Annotated in this window: 16 protein-coding genes and 1 pseudogene; 7 read left to right on the forward strand and 10 right to left on the reverse strand. The window is 65.6% G+C overall.

Going from position 1 to position 16,930, the window contains the following annotated elements; genetic code table 11:
- The first annotated feature begins 11 nt into the window (after window positions 1–11).
- Window positions 12–1,391 carry a M1 family metallopeptidase gene (locus NG697_RS03695; protein WP_252611246.1) on the forward strand — a complete coding sequence of 460 codons (1,380 nt, stop codon included), beginning with the start codon at window positions 12–14 and terminating at the stop codon, window positions 1,389–1,391.
- Window positions 1,392–1,434: 43 nt separating this feature from the next.
- On the opposite strand, the gene NG697_RS03700 is transcribed toward NG697_RS03695, so the two are convergent.
- From NG697_RS03700 to pheS, 3 genes are read right to left on the reverse strand one after another with little or no spacing between them, the layout of a single operon-like run.
- Entirely contained in the window at window positions 1,435–2,136 is a 702-nt protein-coding gene (locus tag NG697_RS03700; RefSeq protein WP_252602062.1) for a 4'-phosphopantetheinyl transferase family protein, read from the reverse strand.
- Between the two features lie 12 nt (window positions 2,137–2,148).
- Complete coding sequence (pheT, locus tag NG697_RS03705) at window positions 2,149–4,692, reverse strand: phenylalanine--tRNA ligase subunit beta (RefSeq protein ID WP_252613650.1); 2,544 nt, start codon at window positions 4,690–4,692, stop codon at window positions 2,149–2,151.
- Between the two features lie 2 nt (window positions 4,693–4,694).
- A complete protein-coding gene (gene pheS, locus NG697_RS03710) occupies window positions 4,695–5,756 on the reverse strand; it encodes a phenylalanine--tRNA ligase subunit alpha (RefSeq protein WP_104063385.1) in 1,062 nt (353 codons plus the stop codon).
- 202 nt (window positions 5,757–5,958) lie between these two features.
- Here pheS and NG697_RS03715 point away from each other — a divergent pair, with 202 nt between their 5' ends.
- The 3 genes from NG697_RS03715 (at window position 5,959) to NG697_RS03725 (ending at window position 8,415) form a co-directional block, all read left to right on the forward strand.
- On the forward strand, window positions 5,959–6,441 hold the full coding sequence (locus tag NG697_RS03715; protein WP_252611242.1) for a hypothetical protein: 483 nt from the start codon (window positions 5,959–5,961) through the stop codon (window positions 6,439–6,441).
- A gap of 2 nt (window positions 6,442–6,443) precedes the next feature.
- A complete protein-coding gene (locus NG697_RS03720) occupies window positions 6,444–7,100 on the forward strand; it encodes an SIMPL domain-containing protein (protein ID WP_252611241.1) in 657 nt (218 codons plus the stop codon).
- A 199-nt stretch (window positions 7,101–7,299) separates the two neighbouring features.
- Window positions 7,300–8,415, forward strand: coding sequence for an Rv2578c family radical SAM protein (locus tag NG697_RS03725; RefSeq protein WP_252602068.1), 1,116 nt, complete (start codon window positions 7,300–7,302; stop codon window positions 8,413–8,415).
- A 10-nt stretch (window positions 8,416–8,425) separates the two neighbouring features.
- On the opposite strand, the gene NG697_RS03730 is transcribed toward NG697_RS03725, so the two are convergent.
- Window positions 8,426–8,878, reverse strand: a complete 453-nt coding sequence (locus NG697_RS03730; RefSeq protein WP_252611239.1) for a (deoxy)nucleoside triphosphate pyrophosphohydrolase — start codon at window positions 8,876–8,878, stop codon at window positions 8,426–8,428.
- 67 nt (window positions 8,879–8,945) lie between these two features.
- Between NG697_RS03730 and NG697_RS03735 the strand changes: the two genes are divergently transcribed.
- A complete protein-coding gene (locus NG697_RS03735) occupies window positions 8,946–10,154 on the forward strand; it encodes an MFS transporter (RefSeq protein ID WP_252602071.1) in 1,209 nt (402 codons plus the stop codon).
- 59 nt (window positions 10,155–10,213) lie between these two features.
- On the opposite strand, the gene NG697_RS03740 is transcribed toward NG697_RS03735, so the two are convergent.
- Window positions 10,214–11,218 (reverse strand): cation diffusion facilitator family transporter, encoded by a 1,005-nt coding sequence (locus tag NG697_RS03740; RefSeq protein ID WP_252611237.1) that lies wholly within the window; start codon window positions 11,216–11,218, stop codon window positions 10,214–10,216.
- A 203-nt stretch (window positions 11,219–11,421) separates the two neighbouring features.
- Between NG697_RS03740 and NG697_RS03745 the strand changes: the two genes are divergently transcribed.
- Window positions 11,422–11,697, forward strand: a complete 276-nt coding sequence (locus tag NG697_RS03745; RefSeq protein WP_056342958.1) for a GlsB/YeaQ/YmgE family stress response membrane protein — start codon at window positions 11,422–11,424, stop codon at window positions 11,695–11,697.
- A 78-nt stretch (window positions 11,698–11,775) separates the two neighbouring features.
- Here the strand turns inward: NG697_RS03745 and NG697_RS03750 are convergent, their stop codons facing one another.
- The 4 genes and pseudogenes from NG697_RS03750 to infC all read right to left on the reverse strand — a co-directional run.
- Window positions 11,776–12,669, reverse strand: a complete 894-nt coding sequence (locus tag NG697_RS03750; protein ID WP_252602073.1) for a TrmH family RNA methyltransferase — start codon at window positions 12,667–12,669, stop codon at window positions 11,776–11,778.
- A gap of 49 nt (window positions 12,670–12,718) precedes the next feature.
- Entirely contained in the window at window positions 12,719–13,165 is a 447-nt protein-coding gene (rplT, locus tag NG697_RS03755) for a 50S ribosomal protein L20 (protein ID WP_252611235.1), read from the reverse strand.
- A 119-nt stretch (window positions 13,166–13,284) separates the two neighbouring features.
- The gene (gene rpmI, locus NG697_RS03760; protein WP_009358635.1) at window positions 13,285–13,479 is read right to left on the reverse strand and encodes a 50S ribosomal protein L35; all 195 of its coding nucleotides are present in this window, start codon (window positions 13,477–13,479) and stop codon (window positions 13,285–13,287) included.
- 731 nt (window positions 13,480–14,210) lie between these two features.
- Window positions 14,211–14,795, reverse strand: a pseudogene (gene infC / locus NG697_RS21320) (translation initiation factor IF-3); the annotation flags it as partial.
- A gap of 252 nt (window positions 14,796–15,047) precedes the next feature.
- Between infC and NG697_RS03770 the strand changes: the two are divergent.
- The gene (locus NG697_RS03770) at window positions 15,048–15,434 is read left to right on the forward strand and encodes a DUF1844 domain-containing protein (RefSeq protein ID WP_056342948.1); all 387 of its coding nucleotides are present in this window, start codon (window positions 15,048–15,050) and stop codon (window positions 15,432–15,434) included.
- Between the two features lie 157 nt (window positions 15,435–15,591).
- Here the strand turns inward: NG697_RS03770 and NG697_RS03775 are convergent, their stop codons facing one another.
- Complete coding sequence (locus NG697_RS03775; RefSeq protein ID WP_252613651.1) at window positions 15,592–16,896, reverse strand: MFS transporter; 1,305 nt, start codon at window positions 16,894–16,896, stop codon at window positions 15,592–15,594.
- Window positions 16,897–16,930 lie beyond the last annotated feature (34 nt).

Genomic DNA, 16,930 nt, shown 5'->3' on the forward strand with positions numbered 1-16,930 from the left:
AAGACCGTCTTATGAGTTCCCCCGCACCGAGCCCCACGGCCGCCAGTAACGGCCCTGCACGCACCTCGGAGCACGGCGCATCTTCGCCCGACCCCTATATGCCCGGCCATGGCACAAACGCGTACAAGGTCAGCCGCTACGAACTGGACCTTGACTACAAGCTCAGCAGTAACCGCCTGAACGGGCGCGCGGTCCTGACCGCCGTCACCCAGTACGCGACGGCGGCCCTCGTACTGGACCTGATCGGGCTCCGGGCCACGAAGATCCAGCTCAGCGGGCGCCGGGTAAAAAAGTTCAGCCAGCGCGCCGGGCAGTTGGTCATTGTGCCCGAGGCCGCGCTGCCCGCGGGCGAGGAATTTACCCTCGACATCCGCTACGAAGGCAACCCCGGTCCCCGGCGCGGGTTCTGGGGCGAGGTGGGCTGGGAGGAACTCACCGACGGCGTCCTTGTGGCCGGCCAGCCGAACGGCGCCGCCTCCTGGTTCCCGTGCAACGACCACCCCGGTGACAAGGCCAGCTACCGGATCAGTGTGACCACCGACGCCAATTACCGGGCCGTGTGTAACGGCACCCTGATCTCCCACACCAGCAGGGCCAGCCGCGAGACCTGGGTCTACGAACAGGCCGAGCCCATGGCCACCTACCTGGCCACGGTCCAGATCGGCCGCTATGAGTTCCTCGCCCTGACTCCCTTCCCCGTGGACGGGCAGGTTCCGCAGTTCGCCGCCGTCCCGGCGCTGCTGGTCGACACGGCCCGCGAAGGCCTGGCCAGGCAGCCTGAGATGATGCGCACCTTTGCCAGCTGTTTCGGCCCCTACCCTTTCCCGGAATACTCCGTGGTGGTGACCGAAGACGAGCTGGAAATACCGCTTGAAGCGCAGACGCTCTCCATTCTGGGCCGGAACCACCTGACGCAGGAGTGGGAATCCCAGCGGCTCATCGCCCACGAGCTCGCGCACCAGTGGTTCGGGAACTCCCTCACTGCCGCATCATGGTCGGACATCTGGCTCCACGAGGGCTTCGCCTGCTATGCGGAGTGGATCTGGTCGGAGGAGGCGGGCGTCCTCCCTGTCGCGGACCGGGCCGCCGCAGCCTGGCGGAAACTGGCCGCCGGCAGCCAGGACATTATCGTGGGCGACCCCGGGCCCGAGCTAATGTTTGATGACCGCGTCTACAAGCGGGGAGCCTTGGCCCTGCATGCCCTGCGGGTCCGGTGCGGCGACCTGGCATTCTTTGCGTTGCTGCACGACTGGACAGATGCCCACCGTCACGGTTCAGTTTCCACGGCGGCCTTTATTCTCGCCGCGGACCGGGCAACCGGACTGGACACCGAGGCGCTGCTGCACCCGTGGCTGCTCGAGGCCGCCCTTCCGCCGCTGCCGGTGCGCTGACCAGCAAGTGCGGTGACGGGCAAGTGCGCTGACAACAACGTCGCTAGCTGCCGGTGCGCGAAACCGCGACGGCGGCGCGAAAGTTGAGCGGGAGGCCCGCCTCGCCGGCGGCCAGGTCCCGGATTTCCGGGCGCGACAAAACGTCGAGCGTGTCCGGCGCCGTGGCGAGACCGTCGCCCGTCATCTTGAGCCAGGCTTCCTTACGCGCCCAGAGCCTTGCCCGCTCCTGCAGCAGCAAAGGCCCGGCCAGCCCGGTTAGGGCCGCGCGCTCCGCGGTGGTGAGCGCCACGCCGTCGAACCCCTCAAAGGCCATGCCGGACGGGTCCCCCAGGTCCAGGCCCATCGTGACTCCGGCCGGTGGATCCACCACGGCGCCCAACAGGATCCATCCGGAACTCCGGGACAGGCTCAGCGCGAGCGGCACCGGCTCTCCCCTGAGCGTATAACCCGGCCTGCCGTGCGATAGCTCGGGGCCGGAGCCGCACCGGGGGCAGCTGAAGTGAGTGGTGAGGTCCGACGCCGGGACGTCCAGCAGTTCTGCTGCGAACCTTCGCAGGGCACGCCGGCCAGCGACAAAAACGGCCCGCGGGCCGGGTGCCAGGGCAGCTGCTCGGGCCAGCTCGGCGGGCCCCAGCACTACTGACTGGTGGCCCGCCGTCGGGTCCTGCCCTTCGGATACGCCGGGAGGGCAGGAACGCAGGACCGGCACTGGCGCCACCGGCCCCGCCCCCACCAGCCCTGCCATCCGGATCCGCGTTTAGCGCTGGACGGCGCCGAAGCGCTCTGCAGCCAGGGCAACCGCGCTTTCGCGCGCAGCCGAGGCCTCATCGGCCGTCAGCGTCCGGTCCGTTGCCCGGAAACGCAGGCCGAAGGCGAGCGATTTCTTGCCTTCTTCAATACCCTTGCCGGCGTAGACGTCGAACAGCGCCACGTCCTCCAGCAGCTCGCCGGCGCCTTCGCGGAGCGCTTCGAGGACCTGGTCCGCGGGAATCTCCTGCGGCACCACCAGGGCAACGTCCTGGGTGGCCACCGGGAACGTGGAGATGTGGCGGGCCACAATCACATCCGCAGCTGCCTCGAACAGGGCATCCGCGTTGAACTCCAGCGCCACCGAACGGGCAGGCATGTCGTGCGCGGCCAGGAGCTTCGGGTGCAGCTCGCCGGCGTAACCCACTACTTCGCCGGTCCGCAGCGAGAGCTGCGCGGCACGGCCCGGGTGGAACGCCTGGTGCGCACCCTGGCTGACCACAACCTCCACACCCAGGACATCCCCGGCGAGCCGGGCAATGTCAAGCGCGTCTGACCAGTCCCACAAGCGCGGCGTGTGGCCGGCGGCAGCGGGTGAATCGTGGCCCGTGAGGACAGCGGCGACGTGCAGCGGCTGGTCCGGAACGCCGTCGTACAGTGCATCCAGTACCTCGTCGGAAGGCTTGACGCCCAGCGGCGGGATGGACGGCGTACCCACGGTCCCGCCCGGCAGGAAAACGAGGCCCGACTCGAAGAGCGCCAGGTCGCGGAACCCGCGGGAGTAGTTCCGCTTGGCCACCTCGATCAGCCCGGGGAGGATGGACGTGCGCAGGAAGCCGTGTTCCTCGCTGATCGGGTTCGCCAGCTTGACCGCGCTCCGGGCCGCCCCCTGCTCGGCGACGCCGAACGTGTCGTTGGCCGCCTTGGAGACGAACGGGTAGGCCAGGACTTCGGTCAGACCGGCGTCGGCCAGTGACTGGATGAGCCGACGGCGCTGCTGCTGCACGCGGGTCAGGCCACGTCCCGGAGGGGCCACCGGAAGGGTGGCGGGGATGTTGTCGTAGCCCACCAGCCTTGCGATTTCCTCGGTGAGGTCTTCCTTGGTTTCCAGGTCGTTGCGCCAGCTGGGGGCGGTAACGGTCCAGCCGCCGTCGTTCTTTTCCACCACGGCGCCGAGGTCCACCAGCGAAGTGGTGATCTGTTCCTCGGTGAAATCGATGCCGATCCGCTGGGAAGCGAAGGCTGCCGGCAGCGCGATGGTCACGGCGTCCGGCGCGGTCCCGACGTCGGTCCCCGCCTGGTCGGCAACCCCGCCGGCGAGGTCCACCAGGAGGTCAACAACACGCTGGGCAGCGATGTCCGCCACGTGCCAGTCGACGCCGCGCTCGAAGCGCTTGGACGCCTCGGACGGCAGCTTGTGCCGGCGGCGGGAACGGCCAATGGACACCTCGTCGAAGTGCGCAGCTTCCACCAGGACGTTCGACGTCGAATCGCTCACCTCGGTGGCTGCACCGCCCATCACGCCGGCAATGCCGATCGCGCCGGAACCGTCGGTGATGAGGAGGTCCTCGATATCGAGCGCGCGCTCCTTGTCGTCCAGGGTGGTGATCTTCTCCCCCGCCACGGCGCGGCGGACCACGATGTCGCCGGACAGCTTGTCCAGGTCATAGCAGTGCGTGGGCTGGCCAAGCTCGAGCATCACGTAGTTGGAGATGTCCACGGGCAGGGAGATGGAGCGGATCCCGGCAAGCCGGAGCCTTGAGGTCATCCACGGGGGCGTCGGTTTGGTGGCGTCGACGCCGCGGACGGTGCGGGCCACGAAACGGTCGCAGCCGGGCTTGCCATAGATGGGAGCGTCGTCGTTGAGCTTCACGCCGTAGCCGCCGGAAAGCTCCGCCGGAGCCTGGACCTTGGTAGCGGGGTCCGTGAATCCCGTGCCGGTGGCGTGGGCGTATTCACGGGCCACACCACGGATGGAGAACGCGTAGCCGCGGTCCGGGGTCACGTTGATCTCGGCTGCCTGGTCATAAAGGCCGAGCAGTTCCATGGCGTCCGTGCCGATTTCCGGATCAAGCCCGATGCGGGACAGGACCAGGATGCCGTCGTGGTCCTCGCCGATGCCAAGCTCACGCACGGAGGCGATCATGCCGGCGGACAGGTGGCCGTAGGTCTTCCGCGCGGAGATGTGGAAGTCGCCGGGCAGGACCGCGCCGGGCAGCGTGACTACTACCTTGTCGCCCTCCACGAAGTTGTGGGCGCCGCAGATGATCCCCTGCACCCCGGACGGGTCGATGCTGTCGCCGGTCAGGGTCTGTTCCTGGCCTTCGGGGACAACCCGGACCTGGCACCAGTTGATGGTTTTGCCGTTGGTCTGGGGTTCCTTGACGATGCTCAGGACCTGGCCCACCACAACCGGACCCTGCAAGGCGTCCGTGGGACGGTGGACGTCCTCTTCTTCAAAACCGACCTTGACCAGTTCGGCCATCACGTCTTCGGCCGTTGCTCCGGCCGGTACTGCTGCGAATTCACGCAGCCAGGAAAGTGGGATACGCACTGTTAGATCTCCATCCCGAAGTGCTCGCTGAAACGTACGTCGCCTTCGATCATGTCGCGCATGTCGCCGACGTCATTGCGGAACATGAGCGCGCGCTCGATACCCATGCCAAATGCGAAACCGGAGTAGATATCCGGGTCGATGCCCGCGGCGCGGAGGACGTTGGGGTTGATCATGCCGCAGCCGCCCCATTCGATCCAGCGCGGGCCGCCCTTGGCGCCCGGGTGCCAGATGTCGAGTTCCGCGGAGGGTTCGGTGAAGGGGAAATAGTTCGGGCGCAGCCGGACGGACGCTTCGTCGCCGAACAACTGCCGGGTGAAGTGCTCCAGGGTGCCCAGGAGGTCGGCCATGCTCAAGTTCTTGTCGATGGCCAGGCCCTCGAACTGGTGGAAGACCGGGGTGTGCGTCGCGTCCAGTTCATCGGTGCGGAACACCTTGCCGGGGCAGAGGACGTAGATGGGCAACTCGCGTTCCAGCATGGACCGGACCTGCACCGGGGAGGTGTGCGTACGCATCACCAGGTGGGCCTCCGGCGGCTCCACGAAAAACGTGTCCTGCATTTCGCGGGCGGGGTGGTCCGGCTTGAAGTTCAGGGCGTCGAAGTTGAACCATTCGGATTCCACCTCGGGGCCTTCGGCGATTTCCCAGCCCATGCCCACAAAGATGTCCGCCACGCGGTCCTGCAGCGTGGAGAGCGGGTGACGCGCTCCTGCCCGACGACGGCGGGGTGCGGCAGTGACGTCCACCGTCTCTTCCAGCAGGATCCGGGCGTCGTTTTGTGCTTCCAGCTCGGCGGTGCGGTCCGCGAGCGCCTTGTTGACCCGGCCCCGTGAGGAACCCATGAGTTTGCCGGCTACGGCTTTCTGGTCTTTCGGCAGTCCGCCGATCTCCCGGTTGGCCAGGCTGAGCGGTGACTTCTCACCGGTGTGCGCCAGCCTCACCGCCTTGAGTTCGTCAAGGGTGCCTGCGCCGGCAATGGCGGCGATGGCCTGGTCTACAGCGGCAGTGATGGCGGCTTCATCCGTAGGGTTCGGGATGGCGGCGCCCGGCAAAGTTTCAGTCATCTACTGTTCTTAGCTACGAGTCGGGGCTGCCGGTGAGGGGTGCAGCCGCGCGCGGTTACCCGGCAGCGCATCCGTCACTGGCAGGTCATTCCGTGAATCCATGCTTGCTGAATGCACTCGATGACCAGGTCAGGGCACACCGGTCAAAAACTGGCGGCCACTATCCTCCAGTCTAAGTGAAGGCTCCGGTTACCATGGCCTCATGACACAAGGGCAGGGCCCGTCAGCCGCGCAGCTGTTGACGCCGGGGCAGCGCGTACGACAGCTCGCCAACCTGGCCAACGGCACTACCCTGCTGGGCCTGGCCGTTGCCGCGGCTGCGGGAACCGCCGTCAGCAAAGGCCCCCGCGGGCTGGTCATGGCGTCCGGCTACCGGTGGCGCATTCCGTATGCGGGGGCCTTCACCCTGGGCAACGTGGTCATCTACCGGATCCGGGCTGAAGAACTGACGTCCAATCCGGCGCTCCTGGGGCATGAGGAAAAGCACTGCAGCCAGTACGCCTACTGCCTGGGGTTGCCCTTCCTTCCGCTGTATTTCCTGGCCGCCGGCTGGTCGCAGCTCCGGACGGGCAATCCGGCGTCGGCGAATTTCTTCGAACGGCAGGCCGGCCTGGCAGCCGGCGGTTATGTTGACATCCGGACACCAAAGCCGGCGCCCCATGGCGCCGTCGGAATCGAGGTCTGACAATGACGGGCGAACCCAACACCACGACAAGCAACAGGACCATTATCGTGACCGGAACGGGGACGGCGGAGGCGCCACCTGACTTACTGACGATTTCTGTGGGCGTCGAGTGTCGGCGGGACAGCGTGGGCGCCGCCTATGCGGATGCAGGAACAGCGTCCGCAGCTGTATCCGGTGCGCTCCGCCGGCACGGCCTGGCTGACACGGACATCCGGACCTCCGGACTGAACGTCCGGCCGGAGTTCGTCTGGCGCGACAGCGGGGGCCAGCAGGTGACCGGGTACGTGACCTCCAGCATGCTCACCGTGCGCCTGCGGCAGGTCAGCGCGGCATCCGCCGTTATTGCCGCCGCAGTAGACGCCGGCGGCGATGACGTGCGCCTGAACGGACTGGAACTTGGCTTCTCGGATGAGTCAGCCGTCGCCGCCCTCGCCCGGGACGCTGCATGGCAGGATGCCTCAGTCAAAGCCGAACAGTTTGCATCCCTGGCGTCCGCGCGGCTTGGCGCGGTGATGTCCGTTGCCGAGCACCCGGATGCGCCCGGGCCGGTTCCGGTGGCCCGGATCCAGCGCGCCGCCGCCAGCGAAGCCATCAGCGTGGAGGCGGGCCACGCGGGCATTAACGCCAGCGTCACCGTGGTGTGGGAATTGTTGGACTGACGGTTTCCCGGGGGCCGACGCAAGCGGAAGCCACCGGCCGAAGCCACGGGGCGGAGCCCCCGGCGGGCAGTGAGTCCGGCGGGCGGTGAGTCCGGCGCGACCAGCCTGACGTGAGCCCTGCCGCCGGTGAGCCCGGCGCGCGGACTTCCGCGGCGCCCGGTCCTTGACTTAAGTTCGAACATATATTCGAATGGAAGGCATGAGATGGGATGAACAAGCGCTGATGCCCCGGCCCGCCGATGACCTCGGAAGTGGCCCATCACCTGCCCTGCTTCCCCTTGCCGGGTTGGTCCGTTCTGTGACCACCCCCGAATTCGCCGGCATCACCTTTCATGAGGTCACCGCCAAATCGGTGCTCAATAAGGTGGTGGCCGGGTCGCGGATGCCGTTTGAGTGGACCGTGAACCCGTACCGCGGCTGCAGCCATGCCTGTGTTTACTGTTTTGCGCGCAAGAGCCACACGTATCTCGACTTTGACGCCGGACTGGATTTCGACAGCCAGGTGGTGGTCAAGGTCAATGCGGCCGAGGTCCTCCGGAAGGAGCTGGCCAAACCGTCCTGGGGCCGTCACCAGGTGGCGCTTGGCACCAACACGGACCCCTACCAGCGGGCCGAGGGCCGCTACCAGCTGATGCCGGGAATCATCACGGCGCTGGCTGACTCAGGTACGCCGTTGTCCATCCTTACCAAGGGGACGCTGCTCGCCCGGGACATGCCGCTCCTGAAGCGTGCTGCCGCCCAGGTGCCGGTAGGGGTGGGCATTTCCCTGGCCATGACGGATGAGGCACTCTCGGAAGCCGTGGAACCAGGCACGCCAGGGCCTCGGGCGCGGCTGAAGCTGGTCTCCCGCTTACGCGATGCCGGGCTCCCCTGCGGTGTTATGGCGATGCCTATCCTGCCGTGGCTGTCCGACAGTGACGAAGCCCTTGATTCCCTGTTCGCTTCGTTGGCCGCGGCCGGTGCCACGGGCGTCACCGCCGGCGCCCTCTACCTGAAGCCGGGAACACGCGAGTGGTTCATGCAGTGGATTGCCAAGAACCATCCGGAACTGGCTGGCCGCTACCGGCGCCTCTATGACACAGGGTCCTACGCGTCGAAGGAATACCGCACCTGGCTCGCCGCAAAGGTGCGCTATTTCAAGCACCGGCATGGCTTCACCAGCGGCCACGGCTTCAGCCACCGCGATCTGGCAGACGATCCCCGAGGCGAGGAAGCCCAGTATCCGGAAGGAATCCTGCCTGTCCCCGGGACAACAGGCGCTGACTTTCGGAACGCCGACGAAGCAACAGCGCTCCGTCAACCTACCCTGTTCTGACGTCAGGATTTCAACGCGCGTGCGTGTCTGGCTGCTGCGCGCTGAGTGAGTGCAGGAGGGCTTCGACAATGGGGAAATCGGCCGGGATCCAGGGCAGGTCCAGCACTTCCCGGTGGTCCGTCAGCGCGACCCAGCGTAATGCGTCGTGGTCCTCGAGGGGTTGCGGCTCGCCCTGGATAATTTCGGCCAGCCAGACCCGCATGCTTGCCCGGTCGTTCAGCCGCCATCCGGTGGCCGCCGCTGCCGGGAGCTCGAGCCCCAGCCGGACACGCACGCCGAGCTCCTCACTCAGTTCCCGGTGCAATGCGGCCTCGCATTCCTCACCGGCGTCCACTTTCCCGCCGGGAAATTCCCAGAGCCCAGCGAACTGCTCGGGAGCAGTCCGCCTGGCCACCAGTATGCGGGCAGGGTTCGCCAACGAGTCCACTATTGCTCCGCCAACTACCTGTATCAGTCCACTCACCGCCCCAGTCTATGAGGGAGAATGGTTTGCGGACCCTCCCCCAGCATCCCCTTTGAAAAGCAGGCCCATGAGTAGCGTCGTCCAAACCTCCACCGCATCCAAGGCGAAGTCTCCACACGTTGGCGCAGCGATTTTCGCACTGGCAATGGGCGGCGTCGGAATCGGTGTCACGGAGTTCACCATGATGGGCCTGCTGAAAGAGGTGGAACAAGGACTCGGCATCAGCACCCCGGAGGCCGGACACCTCATTTCCGCCTACGCCCTCGGAGTTGTGGTGGGCGCGCCGCTGCTCGCCGCAGTCGGTGCCAAACTGCCACGCAAATACCTCGCACTGGGCCTCATGTTGTTCTTCACGCTGGCCAACCTGACGTCCTATGTTGCTCCCGATTACGGGAGCATGCTGGTTTCCCGGTTTGCGGCCGGGCTGCCGCACGGCGCATTCTTCGGGGTCGCGGCTGTGATCGCCGCCTCTCTGGTTTCCCCCACGCGTCGGGGTTGGGCCATCTCCATGGTGATGGCGGGCCTCTCCGTTTCGAACGTTATCGGCGTGCCCGCGGCCACCTGGGTGGGCCAGACCTTCGGCTGGCGGCTGCTGTTCCTCCTCGTAGGAGGCATTGGCTTGCTGACACTGGTGCTGCTGTGGCGCTATGTCCCATACCAGGCCCCCCATCCTGACGCGAGCATCCGCCGCGAACTCGGTGCGCTCAAGCGGCTCCAGGTGTGGCTGGCCATCCTGATCGGCATCGTGGGTTTTGGTGGCTTCTTCGCGACCTACACCTACATTGCGCACACCATGACCCTGGTGGCCGGTATTCCGGGATCGCTGTTGCCCATTGTGGTGGCACTCTACGGACTGGGCATGGTGGCCGGAACAGTCGTCGGCGGCAGGCTGGCCGACAAGTCAGTGATGGGGACGCTGTACTGGGTCCTGCCCGGGATCGCCGTCGCACTGGTGGTTTACGCGGTGGCTGTGCACTGGCCCTGGTCAGCCCTGGTGATGGTCTTTGTGGTTGGAGCGTCCGGCTCCATGCTGATCCCGGCCCTGCAGACGCGTTTGTTGGATGCGTCGCCGGACGCCCCCTCCCTGGCTTCTTCGCTCAACCACGCCGCGCTCAACGTTGCCAATGCCCTGGGCGCCTTCCTGGGCGGCCTAGTGATCGCCTGGGGCTGGGGCTTCGTGGCACCCGCGCTCGTGGGCGCCGTGTTGGCAGTCCTGGGCTTTGGCATCGCGGTGACCAGCGGCGTCCTGGAACGCAAAAAGCCGCTGGCCGCCTGATTCTGGGAACGGGCGGGCAGCGGCTTCACCGAAGCATTCGGTGCGCTGAGGAAGGAACGTCAGGCCTGCGGGTCCTGAGCCCCGGCCTCCGCGGCTATCTGGCCTGCACCGGGAACCTGACCGGCGCCTGAGACCCCGTCCGTGCGACTGTCCTCGCGGTGCAGATCCGGTTCGAGGTAGATCACCCGGGCCATCGGAACGGCGGTGCGGATTCGGGACTCCGCACCATCAATCGCGGCGGCGATGTCCCGGCCGGTTTCTGCGGCACCCACGGAGATCTTGGCGGCCACCAGCAGCTCCTCCGGTCCGAGGTGAAGGGTCTTGAGGTGGATGATCCGGTTGTGTCCCCCGGCCTCGATGGCCTCACTGATGCGGGCCACGTCATCCCGGGTGGCGGACTCGCCCAGCAGCAAGGACTTGGTTTCGATAGCCAGCACCACAGCGATGGCCACGAGCAGCAGGCCGATCATGCCGGTACCCGCGGCGTCCCAGATCCCGTTGCCGGTGACGAGGGTCATGCTCACACCCACGAGCGCGAACACAAGGCCAAGAAGCGCCCCGAGGTCTTCCAGCAGGATGACCGGCAGTTCCGGCTGCTTGGCCGTGCGCACAAAGCTCACCCAGCCCTGCTTGCCGCGGACGTGGTTGGATTCGATGATGGCCGTCCTGAACGAGAAAGACTCAGCAACAATGGCGCCGATCAGCACCGCCAAAGGAACCCACCAGAAGTCCCCTTCGATGGCGTGCGGGTGCTGCAGCTTCTCCCACGCTTCGAACAGTGCAAAAAGCCCACCCACGCTGAAGAGCACGATCGAGACGATAAAGGCGTAAATGTAGCGTTCACGGCCATACCCGAACGGGTGCTTCGGGCTGGCTGCCTTTCTGGCGCGCTTGCCGCCGATCAGGAGCAGCAGTTGATTGCCGGAGTCGGCAATCGAGTGGATGGCTTCGGCCAGCATCGACGAGGAAGCCGTCAGAAAAAAGGCCACGAATTTCAGGACGGCGATGGTCAGGTTTGCGGCTAGGGCCGCGACGATCGCCTTGGCACCGCCATTTGCAGCCACGGAGGCTTCTCCTCTTCACAGGTTTCAAGAACAAGCAGGGATATTCGCGGCGCCGCAGTCGGCTCCGCCCACGAATACCGTACCTTTTCGGGTGCAGAAGACGCACTTCTGACATCCACTAAGCCTGCTGACATCGGAGGGGCCGTATGTTAGCTTGAACACTAATCGGGACGTTTAGTCCCGACGAATATGAAGGAGGAGACATGGGTTTTCTTGCTTGGATTATTCTCGGCCTCATCGTAGGGGCCATCGTGAAAGCCGTTATGCCGGGCAAAGTCGGCGGCGGCTGGGTGACGAGTCTCGTGCTCGGCGTTGTCGGCGCGATTGTAGGCGGCTGGATTGGCAGCCTCCTGTTCGGCAAGGGTGACCTTGCCTTCTTTGATCTGGGTACCTGGATCCTGGCCATCGTAGGCGGCCTGGTAGTTGCCGGCGTCTACGGCGCCATCACAGGACGCAGCAAGAGCACACGGGCGCCCTGATACCCCTACCTCACCTGATTCATACAGCAAGGGCCCCGGAGAACTTCCGGGGCCCTGCCTTTTAAGTCACGTGTTCAGTCACGCTTTCTGGGACCTGGCACTCGCGTAGAGGCACACCGTTGCCGCCGTGCCGAGGTTCAAGCTTTCGGCTGCGCCGTATACGGGCACGGCCACCCGGTGATCGGCCAAGGCCAGTTCATCTTCGGCGAGCCCCTGCGCTTCGTTTCCGAACAGCCACGCTGTGGGACCCTCCAGGGCGAACAGCGATTCGACGCCAGGGCCTGCGATCCGGCGGGCGGCGTTTTCGTCCTGGAGCGTATCCAGGTTGACGTCACCGTCACCGTCGGCGGCCAGTATGCCAATTCCCCGCGCACGGCAGGCGGCTGCCACTTCCGCGATATCGGCACCCAGGACCACGGGCAGATGGAACAGGGAACCGGCGGTGGAACGGACGGCCTTGGGGTTATAGATGTCAACGCTGGACGAGGTCAGGATGACGGCGTCCGCCCCGGCCGCGTCAGCAGCCCGGAGTACAGTGCCGGCGTTGCCCGGGTCCCGGACCTGACACAGCACTGCAAGCAGCCGAGGGCCGGCGTCGAGGACCTGCTCAAGGCTCACGTCCAGGAAACCGCAGACCGCGAGAATGCCCTGCGGGGTAACCGTGTCCGCCATCGCGGCCAGCACTTCGTCGGTAGTGAGGTATGCGTCAATGCCCTCCGCGAGAGCCTCCAGGTCCGGGTGCCGGTCGAGGCAGGCCTCGCTCGCGTACACCTCATAGACGGCGCCGGGCTCGCCCGCTGCAATCCTTTTCTGGTGCAGAGTGAGGGCCTCACGGACAGCTTGGGGACCCTCCGCCAGAAACTCGCTGCGCTTTGAACGGGCCGGGCGCCCGGCAAGCTGTGCCACCTTCCTCACCCGATCAGCTCGGGGGTTGGAGAGTGGAAAGTCTTGCGGGCGCCCGGTTTCGTTCATACAAGAACCTTAGTGGCTTCAGCCACCAGTCCTCGAACTGGCGTGGGTGCTACTTGGCAGCCACGTCAGCGGCAGGCTTTGCAGCCTTGGCCTTGGGTGCCTTGGGGGCTGCGGCTTCGACGGCCGGAGCGGACGTGTCGGCAGGCAGGGAATCCTTGGCGATCTTCACCAGCGCGGCGAATGCGTTCGCATCCGAAACGGCCAGCTCAGCAAGCATACGGCGGTCAACCTCGACCTCAGCGGCCTTCAGGCCCTGGATCAGACGGTTGTAAGTCAGGCCGTTGGCGCGGGATGCAGCATTGATGCGCTGGATCCACAGGCGGCGGAAGTCGCCCTTCTTCTTCTTGCGGTCGCCGTAGCTGTACACAAACGAGTGCAGCAGCTGCTCTTTAGCCTTGCGGTACAGGCGTGAACGCTGTCCACGGTAGCCCTTTGCGCGTTCAAGGATAACCCGGCGCTTCTTGTGGGCGTTGACCGCCCTCTTCACACGTGCCACGTGCGTACTCCTTCGAAAATTCTGATCCCAAGCATCTACTGCCGGAACAACCGGCTGGCCTGAGAAGCCTTTTTGGTAGTTGACTGCTGCCAGGTGGCATCAGTCAGAGAACTTGGAACTTAGATGCCGAGCATCTTCCGGATGACCTTAGCGTCACCCTTGAAGACAATCTTGTCGCCGGCGAGGCGACGAGTCAGCCTGGAGGACTTGTGCTCAAGGTAGTGGCGGCGGTTGGCCTGCTGGCGGCGCAGCTTGCCGCTGCCGGTCAGCTTGAAGCGCTTCTTAGCACCACTGTGGGTCTTCATCTTCGGCATGGGAACCGATCTCCTTACGTGTCCACAGACATTGTCTGCAGTTCTTTCGAGCCGCCGCCCCTGCAGGCGGCATGCTGGTTGCGTACTGCAGGAGGATAACCTCCCGCAGCTTTGAACTAGGTAGTCTTCTTGCCAGCCGGCTTCGGAGCTGCCTTGGGGGCAGGCCTTGCAGCAGGCTTCGGCGCTGCCGGCCGGGCGATCGGCTTAGGCATCGGCACCGGCGGCCTCGGAGCTGCCGGAGCCGCAGCTTCGGCGGGCTTGGCAGCGACAGGAGCCTTGACGGGTGCCGGGGCTGCCTTGGGAGCCTCACGCTTGGGAGCAGCGGCCCTCGGGGCAGCCTGCTTGGGCGCCTCCTGGACGGCGGCTTCCTTCACGGGTGCTGCCTTGGCGGCGGTTTCCTTTGCAGGAGCTTCCTTCGCGGCGGCTTCCTTGACGGGAGCTTCCTTCGCTGGCGCTTCCTTGACAGGGGCCTCGGCTTCCGGAGCGGCTTCAGCAGGCGCCTCAGGAGCTTCAGACTGTGCCGCCGGAGCTTCGGTTTCCGGCTCCGTGGTGATGGCGAAACCTTCCGGAAGAAGGTCAGCCAGCGACTGCGTGAGCGGCGCCTGGTCGTCGCCGGACACGTCGATGCGGCCGCCACCCGTAGCTTTCGCTTCGTTCTGCGCCTTGGCCTCTGCACGCTGCGATGCGCGGCGTGCCTCGGCCTTGGCTTCGGCCTTGTTCTTCAGCGGGCCCACGACCATGACCATGTTGCGGCCATCGATACGGGGGCTGGACTCCACAACGCCCACTTCGGCGACATCGTCAGCGAAGCGCTGGAGCAGGCGGATGCCCATCTCCGGACGCTGCTGCTCACGGCCGCGGAACTGGATCATGGCCTTGACCTTGTCACCGGCACCGAGGAAGCGCAGTGCATGGCCGCGCTTGGTCTCGTAGTCGTGGGTGTCAATCTTGAGGCGGAAGCGGATTTCCTTCAGAACAGTGTTGGTCTGGTTCTTCCGTGCTTCACGTGCCTTGACGGCGGCCTCGTACTTGTACTTGCCGAAGTCCATCAGCTTGCACACCGGAGGCTTGGCCTGCGGTGCAACTTCAACGAGATCAAGATCGGACTCGGCAGCCAAACGCAGGGCATCGTCAATACGGACGATTCCTACCTGTTCACCTGCAGGACCGACCAACCGCACCTCGGGGACGCGGATACGCTCATTGATTCTTGGCTCGCTAATGTTAAAGCTCCTGTGATTGATGTGGTATTCACCGGCAAATAGAGAAGGCCCCCAATTGCCGGAGCAATCGAAGGCCTCGATGATCGGATGCACCGACCTCAGCAGAGGCAGTGCGCACTTCCCCAGGCTCAATGCCGGATGGAACTGTCCGACCGGTACCCGGCAACCTTGCTTCCTCAGGAATTACTTCCGGCGGGGAAAACGGCTGACGCGGGTGGGAGAGTACTCCGCTTGCAAACTGCATGTCATTCTACAGAACAAATCCCGCCTAACGCAGCTAAGCGTTGGTGGGACCTTCCACAGCGAAATAACGACATCCAGTCGGTCTGTGACAAGCTTACCAGTATGAGCACCCCAGACAGTAATTCACACGTTTTCGAGGCCCCGGCCGCCAAGGCTGACGTGACCCAGCAAATCCGCGATATCTCGGAGGTGCCGGCCATCGAGGTCATCACCACCGCCGCCGTGCACCTGATGAGCGCGGCAGCGGTCAAGCTGGGCCTCGCCGCCGAGGACAATGCAGAGGAACTCAAGGACCTGGACGAGGCCCGCAAGCTCATCACCGCCCTTGCCGGACTCGTGACCTCAGCGGCCCCCGAAATCGGATCCCAGCACGCCGGCCCGTTGCGCGATGGCCTGCGTTCCCTGCAGCTCGCGTTCCGCGAGGAGTCCATCATCCCGGATGCCCCGGGCAAGGGCCCGGGCGAGAAGTACACCGGCGCCGTCAACTAGAACCAGCCAGCAAACTTCACAAAGTACGACGACGGCGGCGGACGGTCCACACGGACCGTCCGCCGCCGTCGTGTTTCACCTAAGTTTTTGTCCAGATAACGGGACTTCCGCACCTGGAAAGGCGGAATATCTGGACAAAAAACTCTGGAGGCCGGCGTCAGACGGCGGCGCTCCGGCGTCGGTGGGCCTGGAGCAGCAGTCCCACCAGGCAGAGCAGAACGCCGGCCACGCCCACGGAGACAAAGCCGCCGGATGGTCCCATCCCGTCGATGAAAATCCCGGCAAGGGGCGCCCCGAGCGCCACACCGGCAGTCAGCGCAGAGCCGTACCAGCCCATCGCCTCGCCGCGGCGGTCCTCCGCCACCAGGTCTGCCACATGTTCGGAGGCGGCCGACAGGACAGGGGCGCACAACAGGCCCGGAAGGATCGAGACGAAGGCCAGCGTCCAGGTGTCCTGGGCGAAGCCCATCGGGATAGTCAGGGCCGCCATCCCCAGCAGCAGGAGGATCGGCGAAACTGGACGGTGCATGGCCCCGTAGACCAGTCCGCCGGCCACCGATGCGGCGCACCAAAAGAGGAACACAATGCCGAGTTCGCCCTGGTGCCCGCCTGTTTCCAGGGCAGCAACAATGCCAACGTCCGTGCCGCTGAGCACCATGCCGGTTCCAGCCGCCACGGCGAATACGGCCGCTACAGTGGCCGTGAGCCAGGCGAAGTTGTGGGCCACCTTGCCGCGCAGCCCCGCCGACCCTCTGCGGATGCGTTCTGCCCCGGCCGGGACGAGGTCTGCCGCTGCTTCCTGGAGGTGTGCTGGTGCGGCGGAAACCACAGCCACTTCCGCGGCGTGGCGCTGGTCTGCCTGGCACTCCTCAGTCTGCGTGGCACTTCGGGTGGGCGGGTTGAACCACATCAGGAACAATCCGGCCAGTGACGTGGAAACGCCCACCACGGTGAGTCCCAGAGCGGTGAAGCCGCTGGTGGCCACAACGGCTCCGGCGGCAGGCCCGATCATAAACACCATCTCCGTGGCGATCGAGTCCAGCGCAAAAGCGGTCCGCCGCTGATCGCCGTCCGCGAGGACGCCCAGGGACTGGCGGATCACACTGAAGATCGGCAACGTCAGCAGGCCGCCGACGAACACCAGCGGAAGCAGCCACTGGTAGGACACGTGCGGCACCATGGACCAGATGAGGGCCTCTGACACCACTGACGGAATCAGCGCCCGGCGCAGGCCAACAGTGTCCACGCGCCTGCCGCGCCATGGTGCGCCAACGGCAATGCCGATGGTCATAACAGCCGCTGCGGCGCCGGCTGCTGCGTACCCCTGGTCCAGGGTCAGGACGATATGCAGGGTCAGCAGCAGGCCTGCCGCGGAGTGGGGGATGCGGGCGATCATGCCGACCAGCAGCAGCCGCCGGATGGGCCGGTGGGCCAGCAGCTCCCGGTAAAGAGCGAAGTTCACGGAAAATCCTTTGGGTCTGCCCGCGGCAGCCCGG

Source organism: Pseudarthrobacter raffinosi (assembly GCF_023913835.1).
GTDB classification, from domain to species: Bacteria; Actinomycetota; Actinomycetes; order Actinomycetales; family Micrococcaceae; genus Arthrobacter; species Arthrobacter raffinosi.

Bases quoted from the DNA above. Each gene is read 5' to 3' on its own strand.
- pheS (WP_104063385.1), bottom strand. From the start codon at position 5,756: ATGACTGAAACTTTGCCGGGCGCCGCCATCCCGAACCCTACGGATGAA.
- NG697_RS03770 (WP_056342948.1), top strand. From the start codon at position 15,048: ATGAGCACCCCAGACAGTAATTCACACGTTTTCGAGGCCCCGGCCGCC.
- NG697_RS03735 (WP_252602071.1), top strand. From the start codon at position 8,946: ATGAGTAGCGTCGTCCAAACCTCCACCGCATCCAAGGCGAAGTCTCCA.
- NG697_RS03720 (WP_252611241.1), top strand. From the start codon at position 6,444: ATGACGGGCGAACCCAACACCACGACAAGCAACAGGACCATTATCGTG.
- NG697_RS03745 (WP_056342958.1), top strand. From the start codon at position 11,422: ATGGGTTTTCTTGCTTGGATTATTCTCGGCCTCATCGTAGGGGCCATC.
- NG697_RS03695 (WP_252611246.1), top strand. From the start codon at position 12: ATGAGTTCCCCCGCACCGAGCCCCACGGCCGCCAGTAACGGCCCTGCA.
- rpmI (WP_009358635.1), bottom strand. From the start codon at position 13,479: ATGCCGAAGATGAAGACCCACAGTGGTGCTAAGAAGCGCTTCAAGCTG.
- NG697_RS03750 (WP_252602073.1), bottom strand. From the start codon at position 12,669: ATGAACGAAACCGGGCGCCCGCAAGACTTTCCACTCTCCAACCCCCGA.
- NG697_RS03700 (WP_252602062.1), bottom strand. From the start codon at position 2,136: ATGGCAGGGCTGGTGGGGGCGGGGCCGGTGGCGCCAGTGCCGGTCCTG.
- NG697_RS03725 (WP_252602068.1), top strand. From the start codon at position 7,300: ATGAGATGGGATGAACAAGCGCTGATGCCCCGGCCCGCCGATGACCTC.
- NG697_RS03715 (WP_252611242.1), top strand. From the start codon at position 5,959: ATGACACAAGGGCAGGGCCCGTCAGCCGCGCAGCTGTTGACGCCGGGG.